The sequence below is a fragment of the Streptomyces sp. SID5785 genome, assembly GCF_009870065.1.
GTDB lineage: Bacteria > Actinomycetota > Actinomycetes > Streptomycetales > Streptomycetaceae > Streptomyces.
In genome coordinates, this window is record NZ_WWIA01001096.1 from 1 (window position 1) to 7,733 (window position 7,733).

The 7,733-nt window shown below is 68.0% G+C and carries 8 protein-coding genes and 2 pseudogenes; 7 read left to right on the top strand and 3 right to left on the bottom strand.

Annotation, left to right across the window (positions count from 1 at the left end):
* Both GTW43_RS35655 and GTW43_RS35660 read right to left on the bottom strand, forming a co-directional pair.
* Positions 1-607: phosphotransferase (locus GTW43_RS35655; protein WP_161306118.1), on the bottom strand; the 607-nt coding region annotated here is incomplete at its 3' end.
* A 64-nt stretch (positions 608-671) separates the two neighbouring features.
* On the bottom strand, positions 672-1,046 hold the full coding sequence (locus GTW43_RS35660) for a hypothetical protein (RefSeq protein ID WP_161306119.1): 375 nt from the start codon (positions 1,044-1,046) through the stop codon (positions 672-674).
* Between the two features lie 240 nt (positions 1,047-1,286).
* On the opposite strand from GTW43_RS35660, the pseudogene GTW43_RS38415 reads away from it, so the two are divergent.
* Positions 1,287-1,451: pseudogene (locus GTW43_RS38415) on the top strand (pirin family protein); the annotation flags it as partial.
* A gap of 106 nt (positions 1,452-1,557) precedes the next feature.
* Here GTW43_RS38415 and GTW43_RS35665 read toward each other — a convergent pair.
* A complete protein-coding gene (locus tag GTW43_RS35665; protein WP_343246219.1) occupies positions 1,558-1,929 on the bottom strand; it encodes a MerR family transcriptional regulator in 372 nt (123 codons plus the stop codon).
* A gap of 49 nt (positions 1,930-1,978) precedes the next feature.
* Between GTW43_RS35665 and GTW43_RS35670 the strand changes: the two genes are divergently transcribed.
* The 6 genes and pseudogenes from GTW43_RS35670 to GTW43_RS35695 all read left to right on the top strand — a co-directional run.
* Positions 1,979-2,860, top strand: a complete 882-nt coding sequence (locus GTW43_RS35670) for an NAD(P)H-binding protein (RefSeq protein ID WP_161306120.1) — start codon at positions 1,979-1,981, stop codon at positions 2,858-2,860.
* Positions 2,861-3,226: 366 nt separating this feature from the next.
* Entirely contained in the window at positions 3,227-4,069 is an 843-nt protein-coding gene (locus GTW43_RS35675) for a polyphosphate polymerase domain-containing protein (protein WP_161306124.1), read from the top strand.
* A complete protein-coding gene (locus GTW43_RS35680) occupies positions 4,066-4,743 on the top strand; it encodes a DUF4956 domain-containing protein (RefSeq protein WP_161306121.1) in 678 nt (225 codons plus the stop codon). Before GTW43_RS35675 ends, GTW43_RS35680 begins: the two co-directional genes overlap by 4 nt.
* Positions 4,743-6,440: a CotH kinase family protein gene (locus tag GTW43_RS35685; RefSeq protein ID WP_161306122.1), complete on the top strand. Its 1,698-nt coding sequence runs from the start codon at positions 4,743-4,745 to the stop codon at positions 6,438-6,440. Before GTW43_RS35680 ends, GTW43_RS35685 begins: the two co-directional genes overlap by 1 nt.
* 192 nt (positions 6,441-6,632) lie before the next feature.
* Entirely contained in the window at positions 6,633-7,388 is a 756-nt protein-coding gene (locus GTW43_RS35690; RefSeq protein WP_343246220.1) for a response regulator transcription factor, read from the top strand.
* A pseudogene (locus tag GTW43_RS35695) lies at positions 7,385-7,733 on the top strand (two-component sensor histidine kinase); the annotation flags it as partial. The gene GTW43_RS35690 and the pseudogene GTW43_RS35695, both read left to right, overlap by 4 nt.

The window sequence follows — 7,733 nt, forward strand, 5'->3', positions numbered from 1 at the left end:
GGTCTACGAAGAGCAGCCCTCTCCGCGTGTTGAGGAGGTTGCCCGGATGCGGCTCGCCGTGCAACAACTGGTCTCTGGCACTCTCGGTGCTGATCGCGGCGCCCAGTCCGCCGAGTGTGCCGCTGAGGAGTTCCCGGTCAGACTCGGGCAGCTCGGGGGACTTCTCACGGTCGTTCACCTCTGCAAGTGCCACGGCGACTCGATCAGTGAAATGCGGTGCGTTCAGATCGATCTGGCGCAGGGCGGCATGGTGCCGCAAAAACGCGTCTGCATACTCGGCCGGCGCGATCTCTGATCCCGCAGGTTCGTAGTAGGTCCAGAGCGAGATGGCGAAGGCATCACGTAAAAAGACGCGCGGTTCCACCCGGGGATCGAGCTCGGCCACCGGAGCATCGCCGTCGGCGAGACGGCGAGCAACTGCTACTTCGAACTCGGAATCAGCCAGATGCCCCAAAGGTGCAACCCGGACCAGAACATCGCACGGGACCAGGCGCAGCGCGACGCGGTCCGAGTTGTGGATGACAACCACGTCATCGACCTGAAGACCCAGCGCAGAAACGGTCGCCCGCCCCGCCTCAACTGCGCGGCGGAGTTCCAACGGTTCCATACCGCCCTCCTTCATTGTTGAGTACGCATACCATTCTGGGGACGATAGTGACGCCCCATTGTCTTCACCATGGCCTGCCGGACAGGTTCTCTGTGCTTTCGGTTCGGATCATGTACCTGAGGCTTGCCCTGGCAGCGACGAGGTCGTCGTTAGTTTGGGCGAGCCTCCGTTCGAGTTCTTGTTCTTCGTATTGCAGCTGGGTGAGTTGGCTGTTCAGTTCCTGGTTTTGCGTGGCACCGCCCGCTGACCGGGGTTCGTCGCCTGTGGTTGCGGTGCGGGCCTGCTGGGCGCGGGCGGCTTCGATGTGCTCGCGGACACCGGGGGCGTAGACGAACCGGTCCGAGACGCCTTCGGCCTTGGAGCACCTGGCCAGGCGGTTCGTGAGCTGCTCACGAACTCCCAGGCCGCGGTTGATGACGGTGACCGCTTGCCCAGACACGTAACCAAGCCCTACTAGCCGAGGAGACGTTCGGCTCGCGCCAGGTCCTCGGGGGTGTCTACTGCCACCCCGTCGTTCAGAACGGGCACCATCCGCACAGTGTGACCGTGTTCGACGAAGCGCAGCATCTCCACTGCCTCGGCATGCTCCAAGGCCCCTTCTGGAGCCGCCAGAAGCGCTGGAGAGCCTCGCCGGTGAAGCCGTAGAGGCCCGCCTGGGGTAAACCGTCAGACCCGTGATATGTGGTGGGACTTCACCGGCCGCAACCAGGACGAGATCACGCAGGTCCGGTAGGACTGGATGACGGGGTCGACGTTCGGCGAGGTGACGGGGTACGACGGGGGGCGGTTGGACCCGGCTGAGCTGGCGCCTGTGCCGCTCCGACCGCGAGGGCGAGTGCGCTGAGCGGGTTGATCCCGGCGTGACCCTTGTGAGGCCGGGCGAGCAGTGATCACCTCGTCCTGCCTCCGTCTCTCGCGAGCGGGGTCGCGCTTCGCGGTGGAGGGTGGACTCACGCTTCACGTACGAACGTCGCGCAGTCCGGGCAGTCGTCGAGATACCGATGCCGGCAGTCGACGGCGTGTTGCAGGAAGGTGATCGCCTGCTGTCTGCGGACGACCTCGGTCTCGAGTGCCGCGATCTTCGCCCTCACCACGGCCTGTGCCGCCGACCTCTTCGGCGACATGGCCACGGTGACCTCGGGCAAGGAGAGCCCGACGCTTCGCAGTTTCAGCACGGTACGCGCCTGTTCGAGCGCGTGGTCGTCATAGACGCGGTAGCCGTTGCCGTCGCGACCCACGACGAGTGCTCCCACGTGTTCCCAGTGCCGCAGCACGTGCGCTTCGATGCCGAGTTCTGCGGCCGCTTCCCCGATCGTCTTCACCACACACGTCCTTGCCTTCATGTCGACCTGAACCCTTAGCGTCCCGATCATGCCTGAGAACACTGGCCCCACGGGGTCTCCTTGCGGGTCGTCAGTCCTGGTCACCGGCGCGACCGGCAACGTCGGCCGGGAGGTCGTCGACCGTCTCCGAGCACGCGGCGCGCGCGTCCGATGCCTGGTACGCGGCCAGGGCGGCCGGCGCCCAGGAGTCGAGTGCGTGGTCGGCGACCTCACGGACCCGGGCGCGGTACGAGAGGCGCTCGTGGACATCGACGCGGTCTTTCTGATCTGGCCTCTGCTCGATGTCGCCCCTGCCCACGCCCTGATCGCAGAACTCACCGTGGCGGCACCGCGTGTCGTCTACCTGTCCTCGACCGCCGTGGACGACGAGGCAGTACGCCAGAGCGATCCCATCGCGCACGTGCACGCAGACATGGAAGCGCTGCTCCACGACGCCGGTCTGCGACCCGTGGTGCTGCGTAGCGACACGCTGGCGTCCAACGCCCGTGGATGGGTGGCGCAGTTGCGGGTCGGAGACGTTGTCTCGGGTCCGGAAGCAGCACGCACAGCCGTTGTCGACGAGCGCGATGTCGCCGATGCGGCGGTAGCCGTCCTGCTCGCCCAGCACGATCAACTGGACCACGGCCCCCATGTGCTGACCGGCCCCGACGTGCTGAGCCGCGCCGACCAGGTCGCCCGTCTCGGTGCCGCGCTCCGACGCGATCTGCGCTTCCATGCACTCTCCGCTGATCTCGCGCGATCACGCATGCTCGCCGACGGTCGTCCCGAGCCGCTGGTGGAGGCACTCATCGCCGCCTCGGTACGGCGACCGGAGTCGACCCGCACCACGGATCACGTGGAACGCCTCACCGGCCGACCCGCCGGCACCTTCGCGACGTGGGCCCTCGACCACGCTGCCGAATTCAGCTGAGACCGCGAGGACCCGCCGCCACCGGACCGCGACGAACGGGCTCGACGACCTGCACGGGCCGTCGGGTCCGCAATCGTGGTGCATACCCGGCGGGAAGGCATCCGTGGCGCACGCCGGCGCTGCGCTGTCGACGCGTCGGCGTTCACCTCCGCGTCACTCTGAAGACTCCTGAAATCCACCCGCGATTTTCATGCGCTCCTCATGCGCCGTTGGTTGCGTGTCCACCGCCGGTCGGTCCGCAACGTACGAGCAAGGAGGCGCATGGTGTTCCTGTCGAAGGCAGCCGAGGCGCGTGAGGACCGCGCGAGTCAGGCGCGGGAGGTCGGCGACGGGGCGCCGGGCAGCGACAGCGAGGAGCCGTTGCATGTGGCCAGTCGGCTGCACGCGTTCAACCGGTTCGAGCTCAAGTATCTGGTCCCGGTCGACCAGGCCGCAGAAATCCGTGACGAACTGGCCGAGCGGATGGACACCGATCCGTACAGCCCGGTCGGCGGCTACGGCGTGTGGAGCCTGTACTACGACAGCCCGCAGCTGCGGTTCTACTGGGAGAAGATCGAGGGCCTGAAGTTCCGCCGCAAGCTGCGCATCCGTCACTACGGCAACCTCGACGGGGTCACCGATGCGTCGCCGGTGTGCGTGGAGATCAAGCAGCGCGTGAACCGGGTCACCCAGAAGCGCCGCATCACCCTCCCCTACGGCGTCGCGCGCACGCTGTGCGACGGGCGGCAGATGGTGGAGCACTCAGCGAAGGAGAGCGCCTTCATCCAGGAGGTCCTCGACCTCGTCGTCCGGCTCGACCTGCGGCCCACCGCGATCACCGGCTACCAGCGCGAGGCACTGGTCGGAAGGGCCGCGGACACCGGTCTGCGGGTTACTTTCGACCGCCGGATCCGGGGCCGGGACCGGGACTTCGACTTCGGTCTGCAGACGCCGGAGAACCGGTTCACGATCCCGCCGCACATGTCGGTCATGGAGATCAAGGTCAACGAGCGTACCCCGTACTGGATCACCGACCTCGCCGCGCGGCGCAACCTCAACCTCGTCCGGATCTCGAAGTACGTGCAGTCCGTCGAAGCGTTCGGCCTCGCCCCCCGCTCGGTGTTCCACGTCGACGAGTCGGACTGTCCGCCACCCCACCCCTCTGAAGAAGTGCCGCTGCATCAGCGGCCGACGCCGGATGCGGCGTCGTTGAAGGTAGGAGCACAGTGAATTTCGATCTGCAGGAACTCAGCGGCACGTTCAGCGTGGCCGATGTCGTGGCGGCGATGGTGCTGTCGTTCATCCTGTCCACGGTGATCGGCTACACCTACCGGTACACGCACCGCAACGTCTCCTACAGCCAGTCCTACGTGCAGACGCTGGTCATCGTCGGCATGATCGTCGCGCTGATCATGCTGGTCGTCGGATCCAATCTCGCACGCGCCTTCTCCCTCGTGGGCGCCTTGTCCGTGGTCCGCTTCCGCAACGCGGTCAAGGAGACCCGGGACGTCGGCTTCATCTTCCTGGCCATGGCGATCGGCATGGCGTGCGGTGCCCGCTTCTACACCCTGGCCGCCGTCGGGGCCGTGGTGATCTGCGCCGTCGTTCTGCTCATGTTCAAGTTCAACTGGTTCGCCCTCAGTGTGCAGCGCCAGGTGGTCAAGGTGCAGGTCCCGGCCGGGGAGGACTACACGCCGCAGATCCGCGACGTCCTCATCAAGTACACGAGCGAGTTCGAACTGGTCAGCACGGAGACGATCCGTGGCGGTGCCCTCAACGAGGTCTTCTACACCGTGCGGATGAAGAAGGGCGCCGAGCCCGGTGACCTGGTCAGTGCGCTGCAGGAGCGCACCTCCGGACAGCGTGTGACGGTGCTGACCGGCTACGACACGACGGATCTGTGATGCGCGGCGGGACCACCGCGCGGCGCGGGCGGCGTCTGCGTGACCGGCTGCCCGTGCGGCTGCGCCATCACTGGAAGCCCGCCGCGACGCTGGGCGTCGCTCTCGCCGCCACGGTCTGGTTCCTGGGCGACGCGCGGATCTCTCCGTACGTGACGTCGTCCTCGCGCGTCGAAGCCGACGCCATCACCGACGACGTGCAGGGGACGATCGGCCTGTACGACACCTCGGCGCAGCACTCGATCCAACTCACGTACCAGCAGACCGACTTCGACAAGATGATGAAGGAGTTCAAGGACGACGGCACCAAGGACTACATCGAGGCCGACCTCACCGTCGACGGGGTCTACCTCAACGACGTCGGGATCCGCCTCAAGGGCAACTCCACCCTCTCGTCCCTGCGCGGCGGCAAGGGCATGCCCGGTGGCGGCCGGGAACTGCCCGAGGGTGCGCAGGGCGCCCCGGCCGGCGGCGCCCCCGGGGGCGCCGCCGGCGGCGGGGAGAAGGGGAAGCGAGCAGCCGAGCCCGGAGCTGCGGGCGGCGGCCCCGGGGCGACCGACGGCAAGGGCGGAGCGGGAGCGGCGGCAGGCGGCAAGGGCGGAGCGGCAGCGGGCGGCAGGGCCGGAATGGGCGGAATGGTGCAGTACGACCTCTCCGCGGACAAGCCCGAGGAACTGCCCTGGCTCGTGAAGATCGACGAGTACGTGGAGGGCCGCGCCTACCAGGGCGAGCGGGAGATCTCGCTGCGCCCCGGCAGCGACGACCAGGTGCCGCTGAACGAGGCGCTGGCTCTGTCGCTGACCGAGCAGAGCAGCCAGAAGGCCGAGCGGTACGCCTTCACCGAGCTGAAGGTGAACAACCGGTACGCCACGACCCGCCTCATGGTCGAGGCGCCCGACACCGACTACGCGGATGACGTCGCCGACGGCAACGGCGTGCTCTACAAGGCGAGGGCGAGCGGCAGCTTCGACTACAAGGGCGACGATCCCAGCGACTACGAGAGCTCCTTCAAACAGCTCAACAAGAAGGGCAGCCAGGACCTCGAACCGGTCATGAAGTTGATCAAGTGGGTCGACAGCGCGTCGGACGAGGAGTTCGCGAAGAACCTGCACCAGTACGTCGATGTCGACTCGCTGGCCGACTACGTCGCTTCGCAGAACCTGCTGCTGAACTTCGACGACATGGCGGGGCCGGGCAAGAACTACCTGCTGTGGTACGACCTCGACACCAAGAAGTTCTCCGTGCTGGGCTGGGACTACAACCTGACCTTCAGCGGAGACGCCACGGCCGGCCCCGACGACTCGGTCAGCATGGGCGGCGGCATGCCGGGCGGCACGCCGGAAGGAGCGCCCGAGGGGAAGCCCGAGAACATGCCGGAGGGCATGCCCGGCGGTGCGGCCGGCGGCGGGGACGGCGACAAGGGGGCGAAGGCCGGGAGGGGCGGCATGATGCAGCACGCCCTGAAGACCAAGTTCACCGAGTCCGATGCCTTCGACGGCGTCTACCAGAAGGCGTACCGCAAGCTGTTCCAGCAGTTCTACGGCTCCGGCACAGCCGCGAAGAACCTGGCGGACATCGCGGCCCAGGCACGCTCCGCGGGCGCCGACTCCACAGCGCTGGACACCGCGGTGGCCACACTCCGCAAGACCGTCACCGACCGCACCGCGGCCCTGGCCGAGGACAAGAAGGTGACCGGCTGAGAACACCGGCACCCCAGGTGAGGTGCGCCCCGCAAGGGCGGCTCACCAGGGGTGCCGGACCCATGACGTCAGCGACCGGTTCATCCGCTTCATCTGCTTCGCACACAGGATCGGTGTCTACGATCGCGCCGCACGACCGGGACCCGTCCGCCACGGCCCACTCCGTCTGTCCGCACTCCGAGGTGTCAGCACGTGATCGATCATCCTGCCTCCGGGCGAACACCCCACGCCGGACACACCCTCCTGGTCGTGGAGGACGACCCCAGCATCCGCACGCTGCTCACCTCCGCGCTCGGCGCCGCCGGCCACGCCGTGGCGAGCGCCGCCGACGGGCAGGAGGCCCTGTCCGAGGCCGGCAAGCGCCGCCCGGACCTGATCGTCCTGGACGTGATGCTGCCCGACACCGACGGGTTCCGCCTCACCCGCGACCTGCGCGCCCAGGGCGTCTACACCCCGGTGCTCTTCCTGACCGCCCGCACGGCTGTCCAGGACCGCATCATCGGCCTCAGCTCCGGCGGCGACGACTACGTGACCAAACCCTTCCACGTACAAGAGGTGCTGCTGCGCATCCGCGCCATCCTGCGCCGCAGCGCCACCCCCGCCACCGGGCACGGCGGCGGCCGTGCGCCACTGTGCTACGCCGATGTCACTCTGGACCACGATTCCCACGAGGTACGGCGTGCCCAGCGCCCGCTGAAGCTGTCGCCGACGGAGTTCCGGCTGCTGGCCTGCCTGATGGCCCGTCCCGAACGTGTGCTGGAGAAGGCGGAGATCCTCCAGCAGGTCTGGCGCTACGACTTCTCCGGCGACACCCGCATCGTCGACACCTACATCAAGAACCTGCGCCGCAAGATCGACCACGACGCGCCGCCTCTCATCCACACCGTGCGCGGGGTCGGCTACTGCCTGCGCCTTCCGCGCGACCGGGATACGGCCGCGCCGCGATGACCGGGGTCCGGCTCCGGCGCCCGCGCTCCCTGCGTGCCCGCCTGGTCCTGATCTGCGGGCTGCTGGCAACCGGAGCCGTCCTGCTGTGCCAGCTGGCGGGCCTGATCGTCATGCGGGGCTGGCTCACCGACCAGGTCGACGAACGCCTCGCCCACTTCCGGCCCCCCGGCCGCGCCTACCAGGACCTGGCCGAGAACCGCAGCCCGCACCCGCCGAGCTCCGACAGCACCCTGCCGTCGGACTTCCGCGTCTACTTCTACGACCACGACGGGCGACTGCTGAGCACGTTCTTGGGCGCAGGCGCAGGCGCAGACGCCGGTGCCGGTGCCGGTGCCGGTGCCGGTG

Excerpts from the sequence above, each read along its gene's own strand:
- GTW43_RS35670 (WP_161306120.1), top strand. The coding sequence starts at position 1,979 with ATGCCTGAGAACACTGGCCCCACGGGGTCTCCTTGCGGGTCGTCAGTC.
- GTW43_RS35685 (WP_161306122.1), top strand. The coding sequence starts at position 4,743 with ATGCGCGGCGGGACCACCGCGCGGCGCGGGCGGCGTCTGCGTGACCGG.